This window comes from Spirillospora sp. CA-108201, from assembly GCF_050936235.1.
In the GTDB taxonomy this organism is placed as follows: Bacteria; Actinomycetota; Actinomycetes; order Streptosporangiales; family Streptosporangiaceae; genus Spirillospora.
Map to the genome: position 1 here is coordinate 534,553 of NZ_JBNJNE010000001.1, position 25,729 is coordinate 560,281.

Sequence of the window (25,729 nt, forward strand, 5' to 3'; positions counted from 1 at the left end):
CCTGCCGGGCGTGGCCCTCGGCAGGCACAGCCGAAGTCGGAGCGGCGCCCACCGCGTTCTGAACGCTCTTCACGGACGTGTCGGCCGCTCACCACGCGACCGGGAGCACCTCCGGGCCCTGCAGCATCATCCCGCTGGACCAGGGGATCTCTTCTGGTGGCACCGCCAGCCGCAGGCCGGGCAGCCGCGTGCACAGAGCCAGCAGGGCAGCGTGCAGTTCGGTGCGCGCCAGGTAGGCGCCGATGCAGAAATGCGGTCCCGCACCGAAGGACAGGTGGTCGGAGTCGGCGCGGCTGATGTCGAAGTCGTGGGGATTGCCGATGTGCCGCGGGTCCCGGTTGGCGGCCGAGGTCACGGCGAGGACTGCCTCACCGGCGTGCACGGGGCCGGACGGCAGCTCCACGTCCTGTTTGGCCACACGCAGGAAGGCGGTGGGGCCGGGCGGGTCGAAGCGCAATATCTCCTCCACGGCGCCGGGCACCCGGGTCGGGTCCTCCACCAGAGCCGCGTACTGGCCGCGTTTCAGCAGGGTGAGCACGCCTCGGCTGAGAGCGATCGCAACCGCCTCGTATCCGGCCACGATCAGGATGAGCGTCGTGAGGACGAGTTCCTCCTCGGTCAGCTGCTCCCCGTGGTCACGGGCTCTGACGAGCTCGTCCAGCAGCCCTTCCCCCGGATCGCGGCGGTGCCGGTTGATCATCGCGTGCGCGTACTCCTGAAACTCCTCCATGGCGTCGAGGCGCTCCCGCATGGTGTGCGCGGAGACGGAGACCAGGGCGATCGACCAGTCCTGGAACCTGTCGATGTCGGCATGAGGCACTCCGAGCATCGCGCAGATGACCCGGACGGGGATCGGCAGTGCGTAGTCCCGGACGAGGTCGGCCGGCGGCTCCTTCAGCCCGTCGAGCAGCTCGGCGCAGATCTCCGCGATCCGCGGTCTCCACCGCTCGACCAGACGAGGGGTGAAGGCGTGAGCCACCAGCCGACGCAGGCGCGTGTGCTCGGGCGGGTCCATGCCGATGATGGCGCCGGGAAGACTTCCCGAATCGAAGGTCGTCGACACACGGGGCGCCCCCTCGTAGCCGAGGTCGCGGCTGAACGCCCGGTTCACCAGGACCTCCGCGACGTCGTCGCGGCGCACCACCAGCCGAGCACGGTCGCCGCTGGGCAGTTCGACTTCCGCGAGAGGAGCCTCGGCCTGCCTCCGGGCGAACTCGACCGGATACCCGCCGGGCTCGCTCGCGAAAGGAAAGCGATTGATTGGTTTCATATTGGCATTACTAGCACGGCGGCGACCAGCTTTTCGGTTATAAAAGCATCACTGTTCATGCATTCTTCGTGGTCGCACAACCAAGTGTAAATGATGACAAACTGTTGAGTCCAGGCAAATCCCCCGTGCTTGGGGGAGCGCATCGATAGCGACCCCTCGGTGGCGTGCTCTGAATAAGGGATACGAGTGCCTTGATTGGACGCGGTGTGAACGACGGAGACGGAACCGCCACAGAAAACAATCCTCCACTTCACCCAACGGCGAAAGGCCATCCGCTACGCTACCCAGCGTGAAGCACCCTTCGCGCCCGTCGAACGGTGGGCCCCTGGGCGGCCGAGGACCAACACATGCCGCGACCGATCCAGAACGGCCAGAAGGAGGGCGGCCCGCCCGCCTACCCGCGCGCCCGTCCATGACGAAAGCTCGGAACATTCTCCCACCCCGAAACGAACTGGCGGTTCCCTCCGATGGATTCGGCTCCAACCTCATCTCGACCCCCTTACGCGGCCTCCGCATTAGCGATCGACGCACAGCCGTACATGCCTGCCTGCCGGCGGTTGCTCGACCAGGGCGAGCACATCCTGATCGGCGTCAGCCCCGAGAACAGCTACTTCAGCCGTGAACGCATCATCGCCCTCGTGAAGTGGGCGCAGCGTCACTTCGACGAGATCGATATCGTGTACGTCGACCAGCACATCGACACCATGTACGTCGCCTCCGGATACACTCCGCAGAAGGCCAGCGCGCGCGCCACGCGGACCATTCGGGATACCCGGCGCCGCGTCCGGCAGGCGGTGGAGAAGTCGGGCGGCCCAGACCCTCGGGTGCGCGTTCGTGCGCTCTCCGAATGCGTGGATCTCCCCGGATACCAGGACACGCGTATGCGGATCGAAGAGCGCCTCGGCTCGGACGGCGGACTCCAGAAGGCGTGTGAGGAGCACGTGCGGTACATCCTGCGGTCACGGTGCGATGGCGCCTCTCCCGAGGCGGAGGAGGCAAAGCTGCAGGCCGGGCTCGCCTACCTGTACGCCGAGATGCCCGTGCTGTTCAACTCTCCGGAAATACTCGGAGTATCCTCATCGGTGTTCTGCTACCACAGCATCATGCCCGTTCTGCGGCACCTCTACGGAACCGCCATCCGCAACCAGGCCCAAGGCTATATCGTGGCGAAGCCGATCGAACGGCCACTCGAGACTCGGCCCTGACCAAAGGTTTTCGGAACGGCGCAAACGAAAGAGTCGAAGAGGCGAAGAGCTCTCACCACAAGACCCCGGGCCCGGTTGTACGCGCTCACTTGCGTGTAACCGGGCCCGGGGCCTTTTTGGTGCTGTAGTGCATTCCTCGGGCGAGCGTTCACGGCTCTTCGTCGCCGGCGCCCGGAGTCGGAACTAAGGCGCAGTTATGGCGAGCTGATCGAAACGTCCTAGAGGCGCCGCTGAGGCGTCTCTTAAAGGTGGTGGCGGAGACGGGATTCGAACCACGCGACCTCTGGGTAATGAGCCCAGTGAGCTACCTAACTGCTCCACTCCGCCGTCGCTGAGCACCGTACCGGCATTCAGCTTTTTCGAGCTTAGCGTTCCTTCGAAATCTCTGCCAGGCGAATCCGGCCACTCCTTGGAGGAGTCTTGCCGCGTTGGTTCCCGGGCCGCTGGTGAAGCCCTGTCAGCCAGGCAATCGCGTGAGAACTCCGCGGCTGCTATTGCGGCGCGGCTGCTGACATGGCCGATGGGCAGGGCGGTACCTGAGGCGCCCGGCCGGCCGGCGTTCCCGGGTCAGCGCCTGTCTTGGAGTTCGGCGAGCTGCCGGTTGAGCGCGTGGATCTGCAGGGCCAATTCGTGAAGGACCTGCTTGTGGTGGCGGGAGCGCTTCTTGCTGCCTCTCTTGCCGACCCAAGCCAAGCCCAGGGTGTTGATACCGGTGGCCGGGGCGGCCACACCGGAACCGGTGTACACAGGCCGGTCGTGTCCGACTCGGTCGATGACGCCGGCCGCGCAGCCGCACGACACGATCGCGGGGCCGAGGTGGACGAGGTGGCTGGGCAGGCAGAGCGCGATCCCGGGGTGGCGCTGTGCGGCCTGCGTGAACACCATCTGCGCCGCGTCACCCGCGGCCCCCTGCTCGTGCGCGGCGGCCCCACCAGGGCCGGTGGCGGGCAGTGCGGAGGCCCCGCCCGACCCGGCAGCGGGGTGCGCGCACACCGCGACCGCCGCGGACGCGGAGGCGACCGGTGCCTGCTCGGGATCGCCGCCGCGGCTGGTGGTGGCGGTGACGGACAAGACGCCCGCCGCCGTGGCCGTGGCGCGCAGACACAGATCGACGGCCCCGCCGGCGGGGACATCGCCGATGTCCCACTGCGCAGTCTCCTGATCGTAAGGACCCGCCCCGGTGGCGGAGAGGACTCGAAGACCCTCCGGGAGCGGGAGGGTGACGGTGACGCCGCTGGCGTCGGTGCGCCCGTCGTTGCTCACTACCAGGTGGAAGGCGACATCCTCGCCGATGGCAGCGTTCGTCCGGTCGGCGGTGATGCTCACGGTGAGTTCCGCGGCGGCCGCAGGGGCGGTGGTGGCCATGGCGGTGTTCGAGGTGGAGCTCAGATGCTTGTCGGCGTCGCTTGCGCGGGTGTTGTCATAGGTGGCGGAGGCTCTGCCCGTCAGTGTGCGGTCGGCGCCGCCCAGTTCCAGGCGGACTTGGAACTGGGCGGTGATGCCGTCGGGCAGGTCGACGGTGCAGGGCAGGGCGCCGCCGTGGGACGCGCTCGCGCCGTGCCCTAGCGGGAGGGTGATCCGGCGAGTCTTGGAGTCGTACCAACCGGTGCCGCCGCTACTGGGGCCGGGGCCATCGGTGACCTTCATCGAGCCGGGGACGTAGCTGGTGCCGGCGGGAACCGTGTCGTGCAGGATGAGGTTCTCGGCGGGGACTCCGCCGTGGTTTGCCAGGTTGACGGTGTAGGTGATGATGTCGCCGACGGCGGCGCCTGACTGCGGTTCGGCGGTCTTGGTCACCACCAGGCACGGCGCCGTCCCGAAGACGATGTCGTCCAGGAAGTTGCCGACGGTGGGGTCGCCGCCGGCGGTGGCCCCGGCCTCGAAGGCGAATCGGGTGATCTTCTGGCCTCGCGGCACCTTGTACTCGCCGGTGTGCTGCCTCCATGCGGCGGTGCCATCGGTGAGGTTCCAGGTCTTGTTCGGTCTCCTGTCAGGCTGCCCGATCTTGACCGACATCGTGTCCTCGCCGCTGCGGCCCCGGTGGCGCAAGCTCCAGTACAGCGTGGAGCCCGGTGTCGTCTCCAGGTCCTGATACAAGGCGGAGGACTCGTTGGCGTTCAGCTCGGCGAACTGCATGCCGTCCGCGGCGGGCACTCCGCTGCGGTTGTGCCACAGCTCGATCACGTGGTCGGAGGCAGTGGTCCGCCAGCCCGGTACCGAACGCGCGCCCTCCACGGAAGCGTCGGGCAACATCTGGTTCTTGCCGCTGATCGCCGGTTCCTCGAAGCTGCCGTTGACCAGGGCGACCTGCTGGGGAACGTCTGGCAGCGCGGGGGTCTGCGCAGCCGCGTCCGGTGGCTGCGCAGCCTGCTCGGCGCTGGAGGTGACACCGGCGATTTCGGTGGGGTCGGGGGCCGTGGCGGGGGTCGTGTCGCGGGGGGCCATATGGTCCTTTCGCACGCGGGCTCTACCGGCACCTTAACATAGAGTAATTAATCTTTGACTCACTGTGATCAAAGAAGGTGCGGCGCGGCCGGCCACGAGCGGGCGACCAGCCGGCGGTTCACCGACAAGATCACCGCATCGATGATCGCGACGGGAGCGTACAGGTCCTTGCCATGCCACAACGGCGGTCGCCCGGTCTCGGTGGCGGCCAGGCGGCGCAGAGCCGCCGCACCCCTGGTCAGCGCGGCCGCCGAGCCCGCGGCTGATGATCTGTCGTGCGGTAGCGCCAACAGCGCCTGCAGTGCGTAGGCGGTCTCTTCGGCGGTCCCGCCCCAGACTCCCCACGAGCCGTCGGGACGCTGAGTGCCCCGGATCCACCGGCCCGCGCGGGCCGCCGCGGAGATACCGGTGCGGTCGCCGTGGCGGCTCATGGCCATGGTGACGTACGAGGTCGCGTAGTAGGGCGAGGCGTGCCCGGGGTCCTCCCAGTGACCGCCGGGGTGCTGGTTCTCACACAGCCACCGTGTGATCTTGATGATGGCCGACGTCCAGCGCAGCCGCTGCCCGGGGACGGCCGCAGCGTGCGCGCCGACCGCCTCCAGCGTGTGGGCTGTGGCGACCGGCGAGGGAACCGGTTCGCCTGGCCCGCACCGGGCCCATGTCACGGTCGCGCACAGCCGGACCGTTCTGGAAGGAAGACGCGCGCCGAGTTCGCCGAGAGCGTGCACTGCAGCGCTGCGGGCCGCGCACGCTTCGCGAGGTCCGCAGCCGACGGCGGTGCTGCGGCTCACCCACCGCCACAAGCGCTCCCGCAGTTCCCGGGGGACGGCCGAGCCCAGGCCGGCACGCGCCAGAGCGGCCACCACATGCCCTTGCTCGAACTCCGTCGCCGGCCATGACCCAGGGACCGGGCCTCCGTAGCGGCGAGCCACCTCCTCGAGCGAGCACGTGTGGTTCGAGTCGCGCTCGGCGGCCGGGCGGCCCGCCAGCCACGCTGCGGTGGCCGCCGGCGAGCCGCCGACCAATCCGCCTCCGGCGGGCACCTCACCCGATGCACCATCGACCATCCCAGAAGCCATGCCATCGGGCGCCGCGTCGGCCAGGGCGCCCGTGGCCTCAAAGATGCGGCAGTTCGGGAGCGGTGATCGGTGGTCGGGCGGTGCCGCCTGGTCGGCCATCGCCCGTGCCCCGACTGCCCCGTCCTGATGCCGAGCCGGCCTTCCGCAGCCCCGTGGAGAGGAACAACGGCAGGAAGGGAGCGAGGGTGGAGACGGCCATGAGAAAGGCGCGAACGTATGGTGTTTCAGACGACGGTACGCAGCTGAGCGGGGGTCGCCTTGGCGCAGCGTCCCGTTGAGCTCCTTCACCAGGTGCGGGACCAAGATGTCACTGCCAACCGTTCGGGCCTGGACCGGCGGGCGTGGTCGCGCCCCCTCGCCGAGCATGCTGCGCAGCGCCTGAAGTCCGCGATCGGCGGCGGTGGCCAGAAGATCGGCGGCATCTGTGGCGCTGTCGGCCCGGATCGCTGGCCGATCCCTGGCCAGGGCCAGATGCAGCAGCGCTTCGGTGGCGCTGAGCGTTGGAACCAGCGCGTAGCCGCCGGGCCCACCCCAGGCGCCGTCCCGGCCTTGCAGGGCCATCAGGTAGTCGACCCGCCCATGATGGCCCCAAACCCAGGGCGCCAGGCGCACCAGCCGGGCCGTCTCGTAGACCGACGCCGACAAGGGGCGGCCTGTACCGGCGGTGACCTGTTCGAGCAGTCGACCCGCGATGAGCACGTCGTGGTTCGCCTCCCGGTCCGGTGCCGGGCTGGAGGGCCTCACCGGCGCCCTCACTGCGGTTCCCTGCCGGCTGTGCGAGTTCTCAGTGCCAAGCCGGTGCCGGCACTGACCGATGTATCCAGGCCGCCCACCATCTGCTCTCCGATGAGATAGCCCTTCCTGGCGACGACAATTGCGGCAAACAGGTCAACTGGGAACAATTAGAGCGCCCTCTCTCCGCCCCGATCAGAGTCCGAAGAAAGGGTGAAGGGAAAGCCCGCCGCAGGTGTTGACAATGGGCGGGTAGTGGGATGCATACTCCTCTCAAAGCTGGCAAGGGTAAGCGGAGATTTGCCGAATCGGTGATCTCTGAACAACCCGATCAGGGCCATACATTGAGGGAGAGGTGACCTCGTGTCAAGAAGGTCGGTCTTCGACGACATGATCAGGCGTTCCGAGAAAGCCGGCAACCGGCATACCAAAGCCATGCGGAAGAGTTGGGGTGTGAAGAAAAAGAAGAAAAGCGCAAAGAAGCGGGCGAAGCGGAACGAGCGGCACATCCGTGAACTGGCTGGGCAGATCGACATGCTTGGCCAGCAGGTCTCCCAGCTTGCCCAGATCACCGAAGCGCGGAAGTAGCCCGAGCCGCCGCTTGCCGCTGCCGGCCGGCCGAGCCGGCCTGGCCGACGGGTAGGGAGAGCGCGTGCCCACAGGCAGGGCCGGCCGTACCGCCAGGATAGTGTCGCGATCGGTCGCCTCGGAGGTCGCGCGAAGCGTCCGATCGCGGCTCGCTCCGCCATCCGCGCCCGGTGGCGAGGAGCGCAGGTACGAGCGCGCCAAGAACATCCGCGCGATGCTCGAAGAACTCGGGCCCATCTACATCAAATTCGGGCAAATGATGGCGACCCGGCCCGACTTCGTGCCCCAGCACGTCATGGACGAACTGGCCAACCTCAACGACTGGGCGCGCGTCGAACCCTTCTCCGTTTTCGAGCCGGTCCTGGAAGAGGAATTCGGTCCCCAGTGGCGGTCGCGGTTCCGCGAGATACGCACCGAGCGGCCGCTCGGCGCGGCCTCCGTGGCCCAGGTATACCGCGCCGTTTGGTCCGACGGGCGCCCCTGTGTGGTGAAGATCCAACGTCCTGGCAGCTCCGAGGCCATGCTGGGCGACATGGCCGTCTTACGCAAGATCGCCGGCTTGGCGACCAGAGCGGCCCCGCATTTCACCGAGGTCGTCGACATCAGATCGATGCTCGACGTGCTGTTCACCGCGATGGAATCAGAGGTCGACTTCACCCGTGAAGCCAAGAACATGAAGGACGCGCGCAAGGCCGCGAAACGCTTCAACAGCCTCAGAGTGCCCCGAGTGATCGAAGCCACGCCGCGGGTCCTGGTGCAGTCCTTCGTGGACGGGACACCGGCCAACAAGCTGAAGCCCGACGAGTTGTCGAGCAAGAAGCGGAAGAAGATCGCCTACCAGCTGATGTACTTCATGTATCGCGGCTACTTCGTTGAGCGCGCCTTCCACGCCGACCCCCATCCGGGCAACATCCTCATCACCCAGGAGGGCAAGGCATATCTCATCGACTGGGGTATGTACGGCAAGATCGATCGGAGTACGAGCATCACCATGCTCAGCGCCATCCTGGCGGTCGCCCGCGGAGACGGGGCGGCCATGGCGAGAAACTGGGTCAAAATCGGCTCTCCCACACCATGGGGCAACCCCGCCCGTTTCGTCAACGACGTGTCGCGGACCATCCCCTACTGGGCGAACGCCTCGCTGGACGAGTTCAACTTCGGGGTTGCTCTCATGTCCGTCGCCCAGCACGCGACGGCTCACGGGATCCAGATCAGTCCCGTGATCTCCCTGCTCAGTAAATCCATGGCCAATATTGAAGGTTCCGTTCGTTACATCTACCCCAAGCTGAAACTCGACCGAGCGCTGCGCAACTCGTTTCAGGAGATCATTCAGGACATCGCCCGCGAATCGCTGAGCGCAGAGCAGGCCGGCCAGCTCCTCCTCGACCTTCTGTACACGGCCAACACCTCGCCGGCGCAGCTGCAGGCCATCCTCAGAGACGTGACCGACGGCCGCTTCGGCATCCACGCACGGACCAACCTGGGCGACCCCATCGCGCCCCGCCAGCGGCATCGTGTGCTGATCAACCAGACGCTTCCCTCAAGGGCCGCCGCGGTGCTGGCGGAAACGATCATCCGCCGAACCCTCGATGCGAAGACGTCCCGAAGCCCGTCGTCGTAGCTTGAGCCTGACGGCCTTCAAGGGGCCCTACCTCCGGTCGGGACGATCTGCAGCAGCCGGAGCCCATCGTTCTAAGGCCTGTTCCACGCATCTGGATCTTGGGTTGTGGCTTGATGGTGGCCATGGGGCGTCGACATGAGTTGACCGATGCGGCCTGGGCGCGGGCCGAACCGTTGCTGCCCGCCTCGGGGGCGTGACCATCGGCAGGTGATCATCGGGACCGTGTGGAAGGCCAGGACCGGTACGGACTGGCGAGACGCACGCGGACGGCGCTGGAGATCCCGCCGGGCCGATGTGGGACCCGGTCTTCAGCGAGTTCTGGTCGGTCTTCGTCGCGATCAATACCCCTGAACCGCAGGCGTGCCCGGCCGCGCTCGTGGGGGCGGCCAGGCACCGCGGAGGGCGAGTCACCGCTGGCCGAGTGCAGCGCCGCCGTGGCGTCTGGGCGGGCATCGAGCAGGTCGCCGGGTTGTGGCGGTCCGGTCATGATGGGGCCGGGCGTCTCTACGATCGGCGTTATGGCAGAAGAGCCGCGGATGCGGGAGCTGGTGATCGGGTCACGGGGGAGTCGCCTGGCGCGGGCGATGGTGGCCGAGTTCCGCGCGCGTCTGGTGTATCGCGGGCCGGTGCGGACGGTGACGGTGTTGACGGCCGGCGATCGGGACCGCCGTCGGCCGCTGGGGGAGATCGCGGGGGCAGGGGCGTTCTCCGGTGCGCTGGAGCAGGCGCTGCTGGAGGGCCGTGTCGATGTGGCGGTGCACTCGGCCAAGGACCTGGTGGCGGGTGGGCATCCGGACCTCGTGCTGGCGGTCACTCCTCCACGGGGCGACGTCCGCGACGCGCTGTGCGGCGCGACGCTGGAGACGCTGCCGCTGGGCGCCCGGGTCGGCACCGGCGCGGCTCGCCGCGCGGCGCAGCTGCGGGCGCTGCGGCCTGACGTGCGCATCGTCGCGATCCGCGGGAACGTTCCGCCGAGGCTGGCCCGCGCTCGTGCTCACGGCGGGACCTTGGACGCGGTGGTGCTGGCCGCCGCGGGGCTGGATCGTCTCGGCCTGGCGGACGCCGCCACCCAGCGGCTGCCCGCCGAGGACTTCCTGCCCGATCCCGGCCAGGGCGCGCTGGCGATCCAGGTCCATCGGGACGACCGCGGTCTTCTGACTGAAATGTCACAGGCCGGAGATGTTGTCACCGACGTCGCGGTCCGCGCGGAACGCGCGATGATGCACGCCTTGCGGGGCGGGTGCACCCTGCCGATCGGCGCCTACGCCGAGCACACGTCCGCGGGCCTGCGTCTCAGCGGGAGCGTCACCAGTCTCGACGGCCGCCGCCAGGTCCGCGCCTCCCGCACAGCCGGGCCGTGTGAGACTCCTGAGATGCTCGGCGCTCGGCTGGCCGATCTGCTGCGTGCTCGCGGCGCCGACGCCCTGCTGCCCAGAACAGAGGAGTAAGAGGCCGACCCTGGGAACTTCGGCCGGAAGGGGCGGTCCAGGCGGTTCTGGCGGGGTGGTCGCCGGCCGTCGCAGCAGCGTGACCGACGAGAGTTCGTTCTCCCGGAGGGGGATCGCAGTGCGCAGCAGGTCGCTCTGGTTCGTCTCGATCAGCTTCCAGTGCACGGCCGCCTCGCCGACGGCGAGTCGGTTGCGGCGCTCGGCCCTTGAAACGCCGGCGTCCCTGCACCGGATCCCGCCGGTGTCACTCCACGCTCGGAGCCCGCCTGGTCAAGCCGCTGTCTCTTCGATCGCCACGCCCTGACCGTATCGCCGGTCTGGACGAACGAAGAGGCAACGTGTGAGCCAAATCACCAACGAGTACGAGTATGCCCCTTGATCTTCATGGACGTAATATTCGGCGATGGTAGGGCCAGGCAATGGACTCGTGGGTGTGGTCGGTGGTGCCGGTGGGGGCCATGGTGCGCCTGCTCCGCCGACAGGTCGGCGCCCATCGCGAAAGTGGATCTACCAGGACAAACGTCCCCAATCACGTGCACTGATCCCGGCAATCTCGGCAATCCGTCCTTCCGCCTTGGGGGGATGTGACAGCCTTGATACGGGTTGTGACCACGCGAGAGTACGCATTAATCAATGTCGTGAACTGCTGTCGACGCACCGAGGATGCTGATGCCCGAGTTCTTCCAATCCACCACCGGTGCCGAGCGGCAGATTGTCCGGCGAGGCGGCAGGGTGGTGGCCCATGGTACGCATCGACAGAGCAAAATACGCGCGCTTCACCTGTCCATTTCCGTGCTCCCCGCAGTTATTGTGGGTTTTCTCGGGTTCGCCGCCGTGGCGGTCCTGTACGACGGCACCGCCGTGGCCCAGGGAGCGCGGCTGGTGCTGATCACGGCGATTGCGGGGGCCGTGATCACCCTCGGAGTCGCCTTCGTGGCGGCGGACGCGGCGACCCGCCAGATGCAGCGGCAGCTCAGCGCGTCGGCCCTCCATGGTCAGGAGAGCCTGCAGCGGCAGCTCGGCGAGCTCGGGTTCCTGATCGCCGAGGGGCGGCGGGACCTGCAGGGGCTGGCCGAGGGGCTCCGCGCCGGTGGGACGGCCGCCCCGAGCAGCGAGGACTTCACGCCCCCCATCAACGCCGACCCCTACCTGCAGCTCGTGCACGAGCTGCGGAAGGCGCAGAGTGCGGCCTGGAACGCCGTGGTCGGTGCCGCGAGCCGCGATGCGGCCGATGGAAGCAGTCACCGGGTCGCGGTCTTCGTCAACCTGGCCCGGCGGATGCAGTCGCTGTCGCATCGGGCCATCCAGGGGCTCGACGAACTGGAGAACCAGGTCGAGGATCCAGACCTTCTCAAGGGGTTGTTCAGGGTCGACCACCTCACCACCCGTATGCGTCGCCAGGCCGAGAGCCTCGCCGTGATCGGCGGAGCTGCGTCGCGCCGCCGGTGGACCAAGCCGGTGACGGTGTACGAGGTGCTGCGCTCGGCCATCGCCGAGGTGGAGCACTACAACCGAGTCAAGGTGGTGCCTCCGGTCGAGGGGAGCCTGGACGGTGGCGCGGTCGCGGACGTCGTCCATCTGCTGGCCGAGCTCATCGAGAACGCCACCAAGTTCTCTCCGCCGCAAACGCAGGTGCTGATCCGCTTCGAGAGGGTTGCCGCGGGCATGGCCATCGAGGTCGAGGATCGCGGCCTGGGCATCCCGCGTGAAGACCAGCGGCGGCTGAACGAGCTGCTCGCCGAGACCGAGCGGGCCGACACCGAGGAACTACTGAAGGACGGGCGGATCGGACTCCTGGTGGTATCCGCGCTCGCTCGCCGCCACAAGGTCCGCGTCCAGCTCCAGGGCAATGTCTACGGCGGTACGCAGGCCATCGTCGTCGTCCCGGAGGAACTGGACGGCAGGGAAGCGGAGGAGGCGGAGGCGAGGTCCCCGGTGGAACCGGTGGCCGCCGCCGGGGCACAGCCGGCCGCGAGCCTCCAGGCCCCGCTACCGGCGCGTGTTTCCGGCTCCGGGCAGGGCGTCGAGGCCCGGCCAGGTCTGCCGCTGGACGAACGTGATGTCCTCGGCGCTTCTCTGTCGACGCCTTCGACGCCTTCGACGCCTTCGACGGCTGAGGATTCCCGGCGTCGGCTCCCGCTCTCGTCCGCGTCCGGCCCGGAGGCTGCCGTGACGGACCCCGGAACAGCGCCGGACTCCGGAACAGGACGGGGCTTTCCGGGCGGCGCCGGTGAGCGGCCGTCACTGCCGCAACGCCAGGCCCAGACCAGCCTGGCGCCCGAACTGCTCAATCCACCGGCTCCCCAGCGGGATGACCAAGAAGTCGAACATAATCCCGGTTTTATGGCCGCGTTCAAGAAGGGGTTGCTCAGCGCTCAGGAAAACAACGCCTCCGCCGATGATCCCGATAATGCGAACTGACGATAATCACACATGACAAGGAGTTTCCGTTGAGTGGTGTCTCCCGGAATCAGGGTCGAGATCTCGCTTGGCTGCTGCGGGGGCTTGGCGAGGAGGTTCCGGTCATTCGCGGCAGCGTGCTGCTGTCGTCCGATGGCATGATGAAAGCCGCCGACGGCTTTGACCGCGCCAGCGCAGAACAGCTCGCCGCGCTCGCGTCGGGGCTTTTCTCCATAGCGCGTAGTGCCGGAACCAAGTTCGACGACAGCAATGAGGTGCGGCAGGTCGTCGCGGAACTGAAGTCCAGCCAGTTGTACATCTCCTGGGCCGGTTACAATTCCGTGCTCGCGGTGCTGGCCCGGGCGGAGGCCGACCCGGCCGTCGTCGGTTTTGAGATGGCCCGGCTGATCAAGGCCGTCCGCCCCTTCCTGGACACCGCGGCGCGGTCGACGGCCGCGGCGAGCGACCGAAGCCGAGCGTTTTGACGACCGGCGACGATGAGGTCTGGCTCGACGACGCCGCCGGGCTGCTCGTACGCCCGTACGCGGTGACGGCCGGCCGCACCCGTCCAACCGTCGATCTGGACATGTTGTCCTTGGTGGTGGCGGCCGACCGGCATCCCCCGGCCATGGATCCAGAGCATGCCAAAGCGCTTGAGTTGTGCCGCAGGCCGACGCCTGTCGCCGAGGTCGCGGCGCATCTGCGGCTTCCCGTGGTGGTCACCAAGGTCCTCATCTCCGATCTGGTGGACAGCCGGGCGATGACCGCACACGCGCCGCGAACCGCGACCGATCCCACCGACCGAGCCCTTTTGGAGAAACTGCTCGATGGCCTACAACGAGTCTGAGGTGCTCCCTACCCAGGTCAAGATCCTCATAGCGGGCGGCTTCGGTGTGGGGAAGACGACGTTCGTCGGTGCGGTGAGCGAGATCGAGCCGCTGAGCACCGAGGAACTCATCACCTCGGCCAGCGTCGGCATCGACGACCTCGGCGGGGTGGAGAACAAGTCCACCACCACCGTGGCGCTCGACTTCGGCAGAATCACGATCGAACAGCACGGGATCGTCCTCTACCTGTTCGGGACGCCGGGGCAGCGGCGGTTCTGGTTCATGTGGGACGAGTTGTGCGCCGGAGCGTTGGGCGCCATCGTGCTCGCCGACACCCGCCGCCTGGAGGACTGCTTCGAGGCGGTCGACTTCTTCGAGAGCCGGGGAACCCGGTTCCTCGTCGCGGTCAACGAGTTCGACAACGCGTTCCGCTACGGATCCGACGAACTGCGGGCCGCCCTCAAGCTCGACCCGCGCGTACCGATCGTGCTGTGCGACGCACGAGACCACACCTCCACCATCTCCGCGCTGCGGGCCCTGATCCAGTATCTCCTGACAACCGCCCCTGTCGTCCCCACCTGACAGAACTGCAACACATGGAGAACGTTCAATTCCGTGCCGCAGCCGCTTCGTCCTCGGATCAGAATTCCGCTAAATCATCGCGCCCATCGTCGCACTCGGCCATAAATGGAGGACTCCGTGACATATCCACACAATGATCAGGCAGGGGCATTCTCGGCCCGTCCCTTGATGCCGCCCGATCGTGAAGCGTCCCAGCGCGCGAGGCGCCTGCGGGAGCTCGGCCTGGGGCAGGCGCGGGAGGGCGAGTTCGATGAGTTCGCCCGTAGAGTCGCGTTGGAAGCACAGAAGCTTGTCGGGCTTCCCGGTACGCCGGTGGCTTTCGTGAACCTCGTCGGCGACGATCAGTTCATCTGCGGTGTCTACACGCCGCCGGCCGCCGCCGAACTCGTGGGTGGTGTCCTCGGGGCGAGAGTGCCCCTCGACGCCGGCTACTGCCCGCATGTCGTCGTCCGGCGCAAGGCCCTGATTCTGGACGATGTCCTTGATTATCCGCGTTTCGCGGGCAATCCGATCGTCGACAAGCTCATGGTGCGCAGCTACGCCGGAGCTCCGCTGACCGACCGCACGGGCACGGTTCTCGGCACGATCTGCGTCGTGGACAGCGAACCGCGCCCGTGGGGCAAGGCCGGACTGGATCTCATGAAGCGCAGGGCGGTCGACCTCGTGGACCTGATACACCGCCGCGAGGGCCTGTAGGGCTAGCCGGCCGACGGGTCCGGTGACGGGCCCGGAGAGACGGGCCGGGGGCGATCCCGGCACGGCTCTCCGGGCCCCGGCGATGAGACCGGTCAAGGCTCAGGCGGTCCGGCAACCTCTTGTGGCGCCGACGACGGCGTCGGCCGGTGCGGGTGCGCCACGATGATCACGGTGGCCGGATCTCGGTCGCCGGGATCGTCCGCGACCGCGGATCACGAGACCCGGTGCCGACCCTTCGGCCCGTAGGTGTCGAGTACTCCGGTGGCCAGCAGCCGGAATTCCGCGGCGACACCGACGATGTCATGTCTGAGGAACTCGATGGCGGGCCGGACCCTTGCCGGATCGGCGGCGGTCTCGGCGGCCCACTTCAGGACCTGGGTGACGGCGAACAGGTAGGCGATCGCGCGGCCGGCGAGGACCTGCTGCGCCTGGCTCAAGCGCTGATCGAGGAACCTCAGATCCTCCTGGAGCGTTCCGACGGCGGGCGCCGTGAGCGGCCAGTCGGCCAAGAACCCGCTGAGGGGCCGACCGGACCGCCGGGTCAGGCAGTGGGCGGTCAGCTGCTGGCTGAGCATGTCGTTGTTGCCGTCGAAAATACTGAAGACCCGCGTGTCCAGGAACGCCTGACCGGCGATGTTGGTGGGCGATCCACAGCGGTACCCCTCAGCGCCGGTCAGCTGCTGATAATGCTGCGCCGCGCTGATCATTCGCTCGGTCGCGACGGTCTTGAGAGCCTGCACGGCCGGAAACTCCGGAGCCAAGTCGCTTGTGAAGTCGACCGTCGTCTGCAGGTAGTGGCTGAGCGCCTCGCAGATGGTGGAGGACGTGTCGATGGCCGCGAGCCTGTAGTTCACGAACTCGATCCTGGACTGCGGCTTCCGCCCGATCTGGCGGCCATCCGCGTACGCGTGCGCCTCCCGGCTGATGCGGCGCAGGAATCCGGCCCCTGAAGCGGCCAGCAGCGCTCGCGACGCCAGGAACACGTCCACCGAGCTCAGGCCCGTCTCCTCGGCATCGATCCGCCGGTGCCGGGGGACGGTCACGTCGATGTCGTTGACCCCGTAGTCCAGCAGCTTCAGGCCGAGCGCCTCGTACATCTCGACGGTGCGGAACCCCTCGCTCCGCCTGACGACGAAGTAGCCGTACTCGTGACGGTGCGCGTTCTTCGCAAGGACCAGCCACCAGTCCGCGGAGGAGCTGAGAGCCTGCCAGTGCTTGCGGCCGCGGATCCGGTAGCCTCCCTCGATCTCCTCGAATGTGGTCGTCATGGCGGACAGGGCCGAGCCGGCGCCCGGTTCGGTGGCGGCGAGCCCGGCCATCAGGGGGTCGCCGCCGGCGAACAGCGGCAGCATCTCCTGCTTGACCTCTTCGCCGGCCCACTTCACCACCGGTAGAAGCGCCAGTGCCGTGTTGACCATCACGTAGACGCCGAGCGCCAGGTTCCACTCAGAAGCCGTCTCGACGATCCGGCACATCTCGACGCTGCTGTCTCGACCTCCGTACTGCTTGGGCAGGGTCGGAAGCCGGACCCCGGCCCTCACCAGGAGCGCCCAGCTGTCGGGCGGGAGGATCTGCTGCGGGAAGGTCGCCGAGTCGAACTTGGACGCGACCGCGTCGAAGCCGGCGATGAATTCGTCCGTCGACAGGGCCAGCAGATGATTCGTCGGCAGTAGATCATTCGTCATGTGTCCGCTCTCACGGGTCGTCCTGCCAGGGGCAAGGGGGGAAACAGCCAGGTTCCGGCGATCACGAGCACGCTGATGTTTCGTTTCATCCGCAGCAGCAGGCCATGGACCACCTTCCGAATCACCCGGATCTTGGGCATACGTCATGGTCATTCGGTCGATCACGCAGCGCAAGGAACATCATGCTTACCGCGGTGGACGTGTTAATCATTAACCCTTGTGTGACCTGCACAGACTCGCGAATCGACAGGGCTTGTTCTCCTTGGAGCACGAACTGACCACAGCGCAATCGCGAGGTGCGGTCCCGGGCCGGATGCGGAGAGACACCTGGACAGGATTGTCACAACCTCACACCGGCGACGGATTCCACACGCGAACCGACCACGATGCTGATCAAGGTTACACGGAGCCTTTTTCGGGCTGATGTGGTCTCGTGGAGTTGCGGGATGTGGCTGGGTTTGTCGGGTCCTTTGTAGGGCTTTACGCAGGTGGATCAGGGTGACCAACGCGCCGCCGAGAACTACTGGGTGGTCGGCCCGGCCGGGACCGGCAAGTCAGCCTCTGGTCGCCTTCGGCGTCGCCGCGATCCACGACGGGTACAAGGTCCGCTGCAACACCGCTGTGGGTGAAGGGCAACGGACGCGAGGCGGGGGCTCCGCACCCCCAGCGCCCGCGCAAGAGTTCCCTAAGCGGCCTCTGCACCGGGTTCCCGACGAGGCGGCCCACACGGTCGCCCGCTGGTCTTTCCGTGCGCCGGGTCAGCGGTTCCGCTCGCTCAGGTCGTGCAGTGCCGCCGCGACGCGGCGGGCGAGTTCGGGGGTGAGCGCCACGGTGCCGCCTTCGTTGTCGAGAAGGGCCAGTTCGACTCGGGTGGGACCGGGCGCGGCGTTCAGCGGGGACACGAACGCCGTCGAGCGCAGCTGGGCGGTTGTCGGCTCACCGCCCGGGGACCTTGCTGATGTCGGTGGTGAGGATGTCCACCGGCTCGCTGAGGTGATGGAACCCGTCGTCCAGGTGGAGGTGGGCGTCGGTCGTGGCGGAACCGGAGTCACTGGTTCGCGCCTCCGACCGACCCCAATTGACGACCAGACCCCGCGCAAAGGGCACCTGGAGAGCGCCCTGGCCCGGCTGGTGGACCGGGCGCTGCGGGCACGAGTGGAGACGGCTCCGGGCGGGTCGGCGGCCGACGCGGCGGCGCTCATGGGACCTCGCCTGCCGCCGCTCCGGCGTCCCCGATGTGGCTATCGCGACCACCGTCATCGCGCTCGGCGAATACGAACGCGTTCGAAGCGAAGAACGGTTCCGGCGCATACGCACTTTCCCCGTCCCCGCGCGGACGTCGATCCCTGCTGGGAGGCGTTCTTCGGCGCGCACCTGCCAGATCAACGCACCAACCAGAAGCTCGACCGAATGGCGCAGGTGAGGCGCTGCGCCTTACCAGTTCGTCGTGCAGTCGTCGCCGTTCGGGTAGTCGTTGTCGCACGCGAAGAGCCACACGTAGGACTCGTTGGAGTAGGAGTAGTGCCGACCTTTGGAGAGGGCTCGCGTACCGTGTTCTGTGGTCACGTAGACGCTCACTCTTTTGCTGGCCGAGGTGAAGCCGTAGTGGCCGTAGTACTTGCCGTTGGGCTTCTTGTACCAGGTCTCCAACACGTGCGCGGTGCGTTTTCCGTCCGGCAGATGCAAGGTCTTCTTGGCCGATGTCCTCTTGGCCCAGGTCGTGGGCTGGGCTGCCGTGGCGGCGGTCGTCGCCTGCGCGGGCGCGGCCAGGGCGCCCAGCGTGAGCGCGAGCACGGATCCCCATAGGACGGCCTTGTGGGGGATGGGTGACCTCGCACGCTCCGACGCGCCCGCGCCGTGTGCCATCGCCTTGCGGCCTGCACTGATCGCCATGACTTTCTCCTTGCCTTGTTCTTGCTGTGTAGCGCCGCCGCCAGTAACACGGCGGCGCCTGACGGGGAGGGATCCTCGCGCCTGGCGAGGCTTTCGAGTGCGCCCTCCCTGTGATCGGCGAGCCGTTGTTGTCGATGTCGACGCGCCGACGATGCACTCAGAAGGCAGTGTGAGCGGCGCGGAGGCGCACACATAGGCCTTTTCGTCACACTGAAAAGGTCAAGCCGTCCCCGGGTCGGGCGAGTTGGGGGGCGGTGCTCAGATCATCTGGCCGTCCCCTTCACCTGGACGGGACCTCGGTTCAGCTCTTGGCCGCGGGGCAGCGCAGGCGGCGGGTGCGCATCCTGCACGCCTTTGTGATGAATGCCGGCCGGCAGGGGTGTAACCGGCGTCCGGAGGCCGGAGTCGGGCCAGGTGGAGCGGAAGGAAGCAGCAGCGGCCGGGGCGGGCATCACAGACTTCCATTAACAGGCAGTTTCGTCGTCATGGTGTCTGTGATTGCCTGGGTGGGGCGTCGTTTCGCCCGCGGGGTGAGTTGTTGGGCGTCTGAGTCCTCCGAGGCTCGAGTGGCGCAGCAGGAGGGGTTGCTGGTGCTGAGGATTCATTTCACCGGTGAGGACCTGCCGCGTACGCGGTTGGCGGCCGGGCCGGATGCGATGTGGGAGGTGCTGCTCAGCCTGTACCGGCTGCAGCGTCCGCAGGGCGCGGCGGTGTTCGGGCGGTGGCGGCGGCGGATCAGGGCTCGGGTCCCCGGTTCGGTGCGGCTGCTGACCGATCTGGCGCCTCCGACCGGGTATGCGGTGGACTTCCTCACGCCCGCGACCGGGACGGGGTCGCTTCAGGCCGGTTTGGAGGCGCTGCGCGGTACCGGCCGCAGCCGGCTGCGTGACGATCTGGCGGAACTGGCCGTCCGGCATCCAGGGCAGCGCGTGGCCGGTTGGGCCAGGGAACTGGCGCAGGGCCGCACTCAGGCGCTCGACGGGCTGGTCGACGCCGTGACCCAGTACGCCTCGGTCTGTGTGCTTCCGGACTGGGATCGCGTCAGCGCCGAGGTGCGGCACGATCGGCTGCTGCGCCGCAAGGCGCTCGCCGAAGGCGGCTGGCCCGGGGTGCTGAGCGGCATCCACCCCTCGGCACGGTGGAGCTTTCCGGTCCTGGAGTTGGATTACCCCGCCGAGCACGACATCGTGTTAGACGGGCGGGGCCTGGTCTTGCAGCCGTCGGTGTTCTGCTGGGGGCCGCCGGTGACCCTGCTCGATCCAGAACTGCCACCGATCCTGACTTATCCGGTCGCCGATGTGAGCCGCTGGGCGGCGGCGTCTTCGGGCCGGCCGGGTGTGCGCCGGGAGCGGGCAATCGCCGCTCTCCTGGGCCGCACCAGGGCCGATGCTCTGGAGGCGATCGCCTTAGGGGCCTGCAACACCACCCAGCTCGCCGGGCGCGCCGTGATCCCCCTTCCCACGGCCAGCAACCACGCCAGGGTGCTCCGCGAGGCGGGACTCATCACCACCCACCGCGACGGCAACCAGGTGCGCCACACTCTCACGCCGCTGGGATCCGCTCTGCTGAACGGCAATCTCGTCCCGCCGGCCGCGCCCGAAGAAGCTCCCTGACCCCGGGAGCGGATCGTCGCGACAGCCCACCCTCCGCGGCCGCACATGTCATATCGCGATCAGGTGCCACAGGAAGTCGAGATCGAACCAGCCGCCGCCGTTGACGCGTTGGTGCAGATAGGCGCTGGTCGCACGTGCCTGGCAGCAGGCCCGGACAAGCTCCGCGTCAACGTCGGCCGCCGTGCTGAACCGACGGATGCGGGCGAGAACCGCCGCTTGCGGATCGGCGTTGCCGTTGAGACAAGAGGATCGTGCGGCGATGACCGTGAACGCATCGAACGCGGCCGTTCCGCGTCGCCCTTGAGGGTCGACGGCCAACCAAGGCTCGCGTGAGGCCTTCAGGATGTTGCCGTAGTGCAGGTCGCCGTGCAGCATCGTCGGAGTCGTGTCGGCGGCGAGTTCGCGGATGACGGCCCGGGCCCGGTCGACGGCGCCCGCTGGAAGCCGTCCAGGCATGGCCGCGGCCTGCCGCAGGAGTTGTCGCTCCCACAGGCGGGTCGCACCCGCCAGAGAGGGGAATCCCGGAGGGGCCGGCACCGCCAGACGCCGAGCCAATCCGCCGGCGAGCTCGATGGCCTCCTCGACTGACGGCACCGAGGCCAGAGTTATCGGTCCAGCTCGCTCCAGCAGCAGCGCGAACGCGTCGTCATCGGCCTCCAAGACCTCCACAGCGCCACGACCTGCGAAACAACGCAACGCGGCAGCCTCTGTGCGGCCACCCCGACGCGGAAAGGAGATCTTGAGCACCGCCGGGCCGTGCGCGCCCACCACCGGCAGGGCGATCGCCGTCTCGCCGTGCCAAGGCGCTCCCGCGGGCTCGCACCCCCACCGGTCGATACAGCGAGTGACCAGCGTCGGCAGCGCCGTGATCCACCGGCGTCCCGCCTCGCCCTCGCGACGCACGATCGCCTCGGCCAGCGCCGTCGGGATCGTCACCATCACCGAAACGATACGACACAGCCCCGTTGCCGCCGCTGAATCTCATCGGCATCACCACCTGCAGGCCCCACCAGCACCGCTCAAACCGTCACACGAACGTTGCTGCTTCTCGCGGTCACCACCACAAGGCGCGGCTGCGGGACGCAACCATCCCCACCGACGCCGTCCCCGAACTTCGTCACTTTCTGTAATGGTGATGGGGTAGGGCTGGACCCTGCCCCACCTCCACCATCATGGAGGCCCGCGGCATCGGCACCCGCGAGCCCGGCGCCGGCGGCATCCTCGGCGGCGCGGCGTCACCGCGGGACAGGGCCGTTGACCTCGACCAGTGGTGGTGCGACGAAGCAGGTGCAGGGCGAGGTCGTCCCGACGGCCCAGATGGAGGTGCCCACGCGGGTGAGTCCCTCGACGGTCCCCTCGGCCTCCTCGCTGGTGCCGGTGGTCCAGGCGGTGCCGTTCCAGTGCAGGAACAGCGGTCTGCTCGTCACCCCGCCGTCGGTCATGCGGTAACCGCCGACCCAGACCCCGCCCCCGCCGTCCGGAGCCGCGGCGCTCAGCCACGACTCGGTCAGCGCGGGCTCCGGCAGGACGCGCCAGCGAGTGCCGTTCCAGTTCATCACCAGCGGCCTGCCCTCATGATTGCCGACCGCCCACACATTCTTGGCGGAGACGGCGGTGACGCTCTGCAGTTCGGTGTTGCCCGACGGGAGGGTCACCGGGCTCCTGGTCCAGGCGCGGCCGTCCCAGTGCAGGACGAGCGCGACATTGCTGCCGGCGTCGCTGAGGTACCACCCGACCGCCCACGCGTTCGTCGCCGAGAGGGAGGCGACGCCTTGAAGGGTGTTGCTGAGACGACCCGGGTTCGGGGAGGTCACCCGCGACCACTTCGTCCCGTCCCAGCGTTCGACCAGGGTGACCGGGCCGGGGGTGTTCCGGTCGGAGAAGGAACCGACCGCCCATGCCAGCGTCTTGGAGACCGCCGCTATGTCGTTGAGCCGGTCGGCCCCGACATGCGCGCCGTCGGGCGGCGCGGCGGGCTGGACCGCCGTCCACACGGCACCGTCCCAGTGCCGGATCACCGGTCCGAGACCGGTGCTGTCGCCGACGGCCCAGACGTCGTTGGACGCCACGGCGCTGACACCGTCGAGGCTGCCCGTGCCCGTCGGCGTGCCGGGAACCGTCACCTCCTTCCAGGACGTGCCGTCCCAGTGCTCGGCGACCGGATCGGTGGACTCGTACGGCGGATGCTTCTCCCCGACCGCCCACGCGTCGCTTCCGCCGAGCACGGCGACGTCCTTGAGGGTGCCCTCCGCGCTGGAGTGCGGCACTTTTCGCCAGTCCGCCTCCGCTCCGAGGACGGGCGGCGCTCCGGCGAGCACCACTCCCGCCACCGCCGCCATGGGAATCGCGAAACGCCTCACGAACCGCACATGAACTCCTCCCCGCTTCCGGCTTTGCAGTGAGGACGCCCCGGCGATCACCTCGGTTGCCGTGATCGACCGACCATCCCGACCGAAACCGGCCTCCGCACCGCGCATGCCGTTCGGCGCCCCGGGGGGAAACGGGAGAGAGAAGGACGCGGGCTCAAGGATCAACGGCGAGACGCTGAAGCGTGGGCGAACCCTGGCACGCCTGCACCAGGCTGGAGCCGTCCGGAGTGGTCGTCGTGACACCGTGGAACGCTTCCTCGCTGACGGCGCGCGCCAATGCCCTCCCTGCCCTGGCGGCTCCGCCCCGCGTGCTCACCGCGGCTCCGGGACCCGGACACACGATGGGAGCGGCGCTCACCATGGCACTGCGGACAGGCGAGATCGTCTTCATCGGCTCCGTGCCGACCGGCCGGAGGTGGCCGCCGCCGCGCGGTCCGGCACCCCGACCGTCCTCGAACTCGGGGGAGAGCGCCACCGTCGTCTTCGACGACACCGGCCTCGCCGCCGCGTCCGACGGCGCGCTGTCGGCGATCCTCAGCGGCACGGGCCAGTGCTGCTGTGGGAGCCACGCCGCCGGACCTTGACGCCGCTACCGCCCGCCGGTGCACAGTTCCCGCGCCCCGCTTCGACGACGGCGCGCTCGTCGTCCAGGCCGCTCTGCTGTCGGCCCCGGCCCTGACCGAACGGCCGGAGAAGCCCTGAGGGGCTCGACCGCGATGGTGTCGTTCGCTGGTCAGGGGGCAGTGGTGGTCATCAGGCGAATGAGCTGGTCAAGGTGGCGGCGGAACCGGCTCAGTGTGTCCGACGCGCCGGGCGCGGTCGCTCTGCCGGAGGTGTCAAGAAAGCCGGACTGCAGGTAACCGTTGATCGTCCAGACCAGAGTCCACAGGGCCGCTTCAGCGTCGACGTCCGGCCTGACCGCTGGGCGGATGACCTCAAGTGCCTGCCTCATGTTGAGTGCGCTCGTCTGTTCCTCAAGCCCGACGATGTCGCTGGCGTCGGACATCCAACGATGTATCCACAGCCTGGCCATCTCAGGATGCTCCAGGCAGTGGTCGACGTAGAGATTTATCAACCGGAGGAGACCGTCGGCGTCGGGAGTGATCTCCCCTCCGGCTGCCTGCACGCGATCACGCCATCGCTGACTGACATCGGCGAAGACCCGCGTATAAAGAGCACCCTTGCCACCGTAACGTTCGGTCACCAGAGCGAGATCGGCGCCGACCGCATCCGCGATCATCTGGTTGGAGACGGCGTCGTAGCCGAGTTCGGAGAACAGGCGAGTGGCCACCGTCTGCACCTGCGTCTCGGTCGCCTCCTGGGTGATGTCCCCGGGGCGCGCGCGATCGGCATCGGGTCTTGATCCTTCGGTCGTCATGGCTCCCCTCTTCCACACTAACTGCGCAAGGACGGATGCCTGCTCACGCTCGCGGCCGGCAGTGAGCGTCGAGACCGCCGCCGTCGTTCGGCGGGGACGGCGGGTAGGGGGCTGAGGGTGGGTTAACGTAGTGGCATGTCCACGCCCCGAGTTTCCTAGCTGAGGACCCGCTTCCACGCCAGAAGTGTGTCCTTCGGCTTTCTCGGAGCGCAGTATCGTGATCACTGTTCGCGATGTCGAGTTGCGTGCGGGCGCCCGCCTGCTGCTCTCGGACATCTCCTTCACCGTCTCTCCCGGCGACCGGATCGGTCTGGTCGGCCGGAACGGGGCGGGCAAGACGACTCTGATGGCGGCCCTGGCCGGCCGTGCCCAGCCCGCCGCCGGGACGATCACCTGTGTCGGTGCGGTCGGGTTCCTCGCGCAGGATTCCCGCGCCGCCGACCCGGCGGTGACGGTCACCGATCGGATTCTCTCCGCCCGCGGCCTGGACGCGGCGTCGCGCAGGCTGCGTGCGGCCGAGGCCGCGATGGCCGATGCCGCCGGGCCGGCCGCGCTGGAACGGGCGATGGAGGCCTATGCCCGCGCGGAGGCGGCTTTCCAGGCCGGTGGCGGCTACGCGGCCGAGGGCGAGGCCGCCCGGGTCGCGGCCGGGCTCGGCCTGCCCGACCGGGTGCTGGCCGAGCCGGTCGGCGGGCTCTCCGGCGGGCAGCGGCGCCGGGTGGAACTGGCGCGGATCCTTTTCGCCGGACGCAACGGCGTGCTGCTGCTGGACGAGCCGACCAACCACCTGGACGCCGATTCGATCAGCTGGCTGCGCACGTTCCTGCAGGGCCACCACGGCGGTCTCATGGTGATCAGCCACGACACCGGTCTGCTGGCCGAGGTCGTCAACCGGGTCCTCCATCTGGATCCCGCCCGCGCGACGATCGACGTGCACAACACCGGCTGGAGCACCTACCTGGCCCAGCGGGTCACCGACGAGCGGCGCCGCGTCCGGGAACGGGCGAACGCCGAGCGCAAGGCGGCCTCCCTGCATGCGCAGGCCGACAGGATGAAGGCGCGGTCGGCGACCTCGGCGATGGCCAGGAGCATGGCCCGCCGCGCTGATCGCATGCTGGCGGACCTGGAGCCCGCCCGCCGCGCGGAGAAGGTCGCGAAGATCCGGTTGCCCGAGCCGCAGCCGTGCGGGCGCATTCCGCTGGGCGCGGTCGGTCTGGCCAAGTCCTACGGCGACCATCAGGTCCTGACAGGTGTCGACCTGGCCGTCGACCGCGGCGGCCGGCTGGTCGTCCTGGGCCTCAACGGCGCGGGCAAGACGACGCTGCTGCGCCTGCTGGCCGGTGCGGAGACACCGGACGCCGGCCGGGTCGTCCACGGCCACGGGCTGCGGCTGGGCTACTTCGCCCAAGAGCACGACACCCTCGCCGCCGACCGAACGGTGCGGCAGAACCTGGCCGCCGCGGCGCCGCACCTGACCGACGGCGAAGCCCGCGGCGTCCTCGGAGCGTTCCTATTCACCGGAGACGACGCGGACAAGCCCGCAGGCGTCCTGTCAGGTGGGGAGAAGACACGCCTGGCGCTGGCAGGTCTGGTGCATTCCGGAGCGAACGTGCTGCTACTGGACGAGCCGACCAACAACCTCGACCTCGCCTCGCGGCAGGAGGTGCTGGCCGCCATCAACTCCTACCCCGGCGCGATCGTGATGGTCACCCACGACGAGGGCGCCCTCGACGCCCTCCATCCCGAACGCGTCCTGCTCCTGCCGGACGCCGACGAGGACCTGTGGAGCCAGGAGTACCGCGACCTGGTCGCCCTCGCCTGACCTTCCCTCCGCTCCGGCGGGCCCGCTCCAGGCCTGCCGGAGCGGCGCGGCGCTCATCCAGAGGGTGGGACAACGA

Annotated in this window: 21 protein-coding genes and 1 tRNA gene; 11 read left to right on the forward strand and 11 right to left on the reverse strand. The window is 68.5% G+C overall.

Going from position 1 to position 25,729, the window contains the following annotated elements; translation table 11 throughout:
- Nucleotides 1-88: 88 nt before the first annotated feature.
- Nucleotides 89-1,270: a cytochrome P450 gene (locus ACQEU6_RS02605; RefSeq protein WP_499328959.1), complete on the reverse strand. Its 1,182-nt coding sequence runs from the start codon at nt 1,268-1,270 to the stop codon at nt 89-91.
- Between the two features lie 539 nt (nt 1,271-1,809).
- Here ACQEU6_RS02605 and ACQEU6_RS02610 point away from each other — a divergent pair.
- Nucleotides 1,810-2,475, forward strand: coding sequence for a tRNA-dependent cyclodipeptide synthase (locus tag ACQEU6_RS02610; protein ID WP_499328960.1), 666 nt, complete (start codon nt 1,810-1,812; stop codon nt 2,473-2,475).
- 249 nt (nt 2,476-2,724) lie between these two features.
- Here ACQEU6_RS02610 and ACQEU6_RS02615 read toward each other — a convergent pair.
- From ACQEU6_RS02615 to ACQEU6_RS02630, 4 genes are all read right to left on the reverse strand, one after another.
- Nucleotides 2,725-2,802: transfer RNA gene (locus ACQEU6_RS02615), tRNA-Met, on the reverse strand.
- A 240-nt stretch (nt 2,803-3,042) separates the two neighbouring features.
- Nucleotides 3,043-4,920: a hypothetical protein gene (locus ACQEU6_RS02620; RefSeq protein ID WP_499328961.1), complete on the reverse strand. Its 1,878-nt coding sequence runs from the start codon at nt 4,918-4,920 to the stop codon at nt 3,043-3,045.
- A gap of 68 nt (nt 4,921-4,988) precedes the next feature.
- On the reverse strand, nt 4,989-6,743 hold the full coding sequence (locus ACQEU6_RS02625; RefSeq protein WP_499328962.1) for a hypothetical protein: 1,755 nt from the start codon (nt 6,741-6,743) through the stop codon (nt 4,989-4,991).
- Between the two features lie 354 nt (nt 6,744-7,097).
- Nucleotides 7,098-7,526: a hypothetical protein gene (locus ACQEU6_RS02630; RefSeq protein ID WP_499328963.1), complete on the reverse strand. Its 429-nt coding sequence runs from the start codon at nt 7,524-7,526 to the stop codon at nt 7,098-7,100.
- 7 nt (nt 7,527-7,533) lie between these two features.
- On the opposite strand from ACQEU6_RS02630, the gene ACQEU6_RS02635 reads away from it, so the two are divergent.
- From ACQEU6_RS02635 to ACQEU6_RS02665, 7 genes are all read left to right on the forward strand, one after another.
- Nucleotides 7,534-8,940, forward strand: a complete 1,407-nt coding sequence (locus tag ACQEU6_RS02635) for an ABC1 kinase family protein (RefSeq protein ID WP_499328964.1) — start codon at nt 7,534-7,536, stop codon at nt 8,938-8,940.
- Nucleotides 8,941-9,458: 518 nt separating this feature from the next.
- Nucleotides 9,459-10,388: a hydroxymethylbilane synthase gene (hemC, locus tag ACQEU6_RS02640; protein WP_499328965.1), complete on the forward strand. Its 930-nt coding sequence runs from the start codon at nt 9,459-9,461 to the stop codon at nt 10,386-10,388.
- A gap of 669 nt (nt 10,389-11,057) precedes the next feature.
- Nucleotides 11,058-12,809 (forward strand): sensor histidine kinase, encoded by a 1,752-nt coding sequence (locus ACQEU6_RS02645; protein ID WP_499328966.1) that lies wholly within the window; start codon nt 11,058-11,060, stop codon nt 12,807-12,809.
- Nucleotides 12,810-12,838: 29 nt separating this feature from the next.
- Nucleotides 12,839-13,273 carry a roadblock/LC7 domain-containing protein gene (locus tag ACQEU6_RS02650; RefSeq protein WP_499328967.1) on the forward strand — a complete coding sequence of 145 codons (435 nt, stop codon included), beginning with the start codon at nt 12,839-12,841 and terminating at the stop codon, nt 13,271-13,273.
- Nucleotides 13,270-13,635: a DUF742 domain-containing protein gene (locus tag ACQEU6_RS02655; protein WP_499328968.1), complete on the forward strand. Its 366-nt coding sequence runs from the start codon at nt 13,270-13,272 to the stop codon at nt 13,633-13,635. The genes ACQEU6_RS02650 and ACQEU6_RS02655 overlap by 4 nt, the downstream gene beginning before the upstream one ends.
- A complete protein-coding gene (locus tag ACQEU6_RS02660) occupies nt 13,616-14,197 on the forward strand; it encodes a GTP-binding protein (RefSeq protein ID WP_499328969.1) in 582 nt (193 codons plus the stop codon). The genes ACQEU6_RS02655 and ACQEU6_RS02660 overlap by 20 nt, the downstream gene beginning before the upstream one ends.
- A 117-nt stretch (nt 14,198-14,314) precedes the next feature.
- Nucleotides 14,315-14,893, forward strand: coding sequence for a GAF domain-containing protein (locus ACQEU6_RS02665; protein ID WP_499328970.1), 579 nt, complete (start codon nt 14,315-14,317; stop codon nt 14,891-14,893).
- A gap of 212 nt (nt 14,894-15,105) precedes the next feature.
- Here the strand turns inward: ACQEU6_RS02665 and ACQEU6_RS02670 are convergent, their stop codons facing one another.
- The 3 genes from ACQEU6_RS02670 to ACQEU6_RS02680 all read right to left on the reverse strand — a co-directional run bounded on the left by ACQEU6_RS02670 (nt 15,106) and on the right by ACQEU6_RS02680 (nt 18,471).
- Complete coding sequence (locus ACQEU6_RS02670; RefSeq protein WP_499328971.1) at nt 15,106-16,743, reverse strand: acyl-CoA dehydrogenase family protein; 1,638 nt, start codon at nt 16,741-16,743, stop codon at nt 15,106-15,108.
- A gap of 593 nt (nt 16,744-17,336) precedes the next feature.
- Nucleotides 17,337-17,480 (reverse strand): hypothetical protein, encoded by a 144-nt coding sequence (locus ACQEU6_RS02675; RefSeq protein WP_499328972.1) that lies wholly within the window; start codon nt 17,478-17,480, stop codon nt 17,337-17,339.
- A 532-nt stretch (nt 17,481-18,012) separates the two neighbouring features.
- Entirely contained in the window at nt 18,013-18,471 is a 459-nt protein-coding gene (locus ACQEU6_RS02680; protein WP_499328973.1) for a hypothetical protein, read from the reverse strand.
- 566 nt (nt 18,472-19,037) lie between these two features.
- On the opposite strand from ACQEU6_RS02680, the gene ACQEU6_RS02685 reads away from it, so the two are divergent.
- The gene (locus ACQEU6_RS02685; RefSeq protein ID WP_499328974.1) at nt 19,038-20,084 is read left to right on the forward strand and encodes an ArsR/SmtB family transcription factor; all 1,047 of its coding nucleotides are present in this window, start codon (nt 19,038-19,040) and stop codon (nt 20,082-20,084) included.
- 48 nt (nt 20,085-20,132) lie between these two features.
- Here ACQEU6_RS02685 and ACQEU6_RS02690 read toward each other — a convergent pair whose 3' ends face one another.
- Together ACQEU6_RS02690 and ACQEU6_RS02695 are read right to left on the reverse strand one after the other, a co-directional pair.
- A complete protein-coding gene (locus ACQEU6_RS02690; RefSeq protein ID WP_499328975.1) occupies nt 20,133-21,023 on the reverse strand; it encodes an aminoglycoside phosphotransferase family protein in 891 nt (296 codons plus the stop codon).
- 296 nt (nt 21,024-21,319) lie between these two features.
- Entirely contained in the window at nt 21,320-22,453 is a 1,134-nt protein-coding gene (locus ACQEU6_RS02695; protein WP_499328976.1) for a beta propeller repeat protein, read from the reverse strand.
- 308 nt (nt 22,454-22,761) lie between these two features.
- On the opposite strand from ACQEU6_RS02695, the gene ACQEU6_RS02700 reads away from it, so the two are divergent.
- Nucleotides 22,762-23,037, forward strand: a complete 276-nt coding sequence (locus ACQEU6_RS02700; RefSeq protein WP_499340079.1) for an aldehyde dehydrogenase family protein — start codon at nt 22,762-22,764, stop codon at nt 23,035-23,037.
- 149 nt (nt 23,038-23,186) lie between these two features.
- Here the strand turns inward: ACQEU6_RS02700 and ACQEU6_RS02705 are convergent, their stop codons facing one another.
- On the reverse strand, nt 23,187-23,831 hold the full coding sequence (locus tag ACQEU6_RS02705; protein ID WP_499328977.1) for a TetR/AcrR family transcriptional regulator: 645 nt from the start codon (nt 23,829-23,831) through the stop codon (nt 23,187-23,189).
- 217 nt (nt 23,832-24,048) lie between these two features.
- Here ACQEU6_RS02705 and ACQEU6_RS02710 point away from each other — a divergent pair, with 217 nt between their 5' ends.
- Complete coding sequence (locus ACQEU6_RS02710) at nt 24,049-25,653, forward strand: ABC-F family ATP-binding cassette domain-containing protein (protein WP_499328978.1); 1,605 nt, start codon at nt 24,049-24,051, stop codon at nt 25,651-25,653.
- The last annotated feature ends 76 nt before the right edge of the window (nt 25,654-25,729 follow it).

Excerpts from the sequence above, each read along its gene's own strand:
- ACQEU6_RS02620 (WP_499328961.1), bottom strand. The coding sequence starts at position 4,920 with ATGGCCCCCCGCGACACGACCCCCGCCACGGCCCCCGACCCCACCGAA.
- hemC (WP_499328965.1), top strand. The coding sequence starts at position 9,459 with ATGGCAGAAGAGCCGCGGATGCGGGAGCTGGTGATCGGGTCACGGGGG.
- ACQEU6_RS02605 (WP_499328959.1), bottom strand. The coding sequence starts at position 1,270 with ATGAAACCAATCAATCGCTTTCCTTTCGCGAGCGAGCCCGGCGGGTAT.
- ACQEU6_RS02635 (WP_499328964.1), top strand. The coding sequence starts at position 7,534 with ATGCTCGAAGAACTCGGGCCCATCTACATCAAATTCGGGCAAATGATG.
- ACQEU6_RS02690 (WP_499328975.1), bottom strand. The coding sequence starts at position 21,023 with ATGGTGACGATCCCGACGGCGCTGGCCGAGGCGATCGTGCGTCGCGAG.
- ACQEU6_RS02660 (WP_499328969.1), top strand. The coding sequence starts at position 13,616 with ATGGCCTACAACGAGTCTGAGGTGCTCCCTACCCAGGTCAAGATCCTC.
- ACQEU6_RS02705 (WP_499328977.1), bottom strand. The coding sequence starts at position 23,831 with ATGACGACCGAAGGATCAAGACCCGATGCCGATCGCGCGCGCCCCGGG.
- ACQEU6_RS02630 (WP_499328963.1), bottom strand. The coding sequence starts at position 7,526 with ATGTTCTTGGCGCGCTCGTACCTGCGCTCCTCGCCACCGGGCGCGGAT.
- ACQEU6_RS02610 (WP_499328960.1), top strand. The coding sequence starts at position 1,810 with ATGCCTGCCTGCCGGCGGTTGCTCGACCAGGGCGAGCACATCCTGATC.
- ACQEU6_RS02680 (WP_499328973.1), bottom strand. The coding sequence starts at position 18,471 with ATGGCGATCAGTGCAGGCCGCAAGGCGATGGCACACGGCGCGGGCGCG.
- ACQEU6_RS02645 (WP_499328966.1), top strand. The coding sequence starts at position 11,058 with ATGCCCGAGTTCTTCCAATCCACCACCGGTGCCGAGCGGCAGATTGTC.